General features: G+C 56.5%; 2 protein-coding genes. One reads left to right on the forward strand and one right to left on the reverse strand.

Features of this window, described 5'->3' with window-relative positions; translation table 11 throughout:
• On the reverse strand, positions 1 to 785 hold a 785-nt coding region (locus CJ255_RS22020), incomplete at its 3' end, for a hypothetical protein (RefSeq protein ID WP_133117025.1).
• 121 nt (positions 786 to 906) lie between these two features.
• Between CJ255_RS22020 and CJ255_RS22025 the strand changes: the two genes are divergently transcribed.
• Positions 907 to 1,198, forward strand: a 292-nt coding sequence (locus CJ255_RS22025) for a hypothetical protein (RefSeq protein ID WP_217352527.1), incomplete at its 3' end; no start/stop codon positions are given.

A 1,198-nucleotide genomic window follows, 5' to 3' on the forward strand; every position in this document is an offset into this window, starting at 1 on the left:
GCCAGCATCCCGCTGATCAGCACACGCTCGTTTTGGCCATTGGCATCAACCAGCACCAGATCGTAGCGCGGTTCGACGGTTGGCTCCGGAAAAAAGATACTCTGACAGACATAGCGGCTATAGACAAACTGCTGATCCGCAAGCCAAACGACGCTCGTGGGCATACGACTCAACTGCACCTGCTCGCGCCCGGCAGCGACAAAGTTACCGGCGCAGGCAAGATCCCATGCATCAACCGCCCGCTGCCCAGCGGGATGCAGCCACACCCGGGTATCGTTGAAGATCATCCCAGGCAACTGGGTAACCTGCTGTGAAGCCAGATCAAGCTGGAAGGGTTCGCAGAGGGCACCCTCACCTCTCGCTTCCTGACAGGCGACAAAGAGGAGCCTCGTTTGATCGCTACTCACCACGATTGAGGCCAGCCGCGCATCGCCGTGCTGATAGGCAAGCGGGGCAACATGATTGGGGAATTGGGTGTAGAAGTCCGAACTGTTAAGCAGCGTATCGGGGTCGAGATCGGGATCAGCAGGGAAACGCTGGATCGTGAAAGAACTGGGATTGATATCCCCCAAGACAATACCTACAAAGGTACCACTTGACACCATCTGGCTGCCACGGGGTGGAGCCGGGCCAACGCGCACCCTACGCTGCTGGCTCAGATCAACCATATAGTGGCGACCATCCGTACTGTAGACGAGGCCAAGCGCAGCGGGTTGGGCCGCGCTTGGCGTGGTGAGCAGGAGGAGGGGAATGAGGAGGATGAGCAGAAGGAGGAGTTTGGGCATAGGATTGGAACCAACACCTTTCAGATGAGACAGGTTTTACGGGAAAGTACCCCAAAAGCGTATCTTTTGGCCTCTTCCAGCGGTAGATCTTATAGGGACTGTTGTACCGTGAGGAGTGGCTATGGATGCACAGACCGCTGCGGATGTTGATGGGGCGTGGAAGTACGCCCTGGAACACTACATGCCCGCCTGTTTGCACCTCTTCTTTCCCAAGGTCGCTGCGGGGGTTGACTGGCACCAGCCGCTGATCTTCTGCGACAAGGAGCTCGAACAGATCAACCCCGAAGCCAATACCGGCAAGTTGCGCGTAGATAAACTCATTCGCGTTGCATGGCACAATGGTGAACAGATGACCATCTTTATCCATCTGGAGATCCAGGCGCAACGCGATGTTGACTTTACCAAGCGCATGT

The organism is Candidatus Viridilinea mediisalina (assembly GCF_002532535.1).
Lineage (GTDB): Bacteria > Chloroflexota > Chloroflexia > Chloroflexales > Chloroflexaceae > Viridilinea > Viridilinea mediisalina.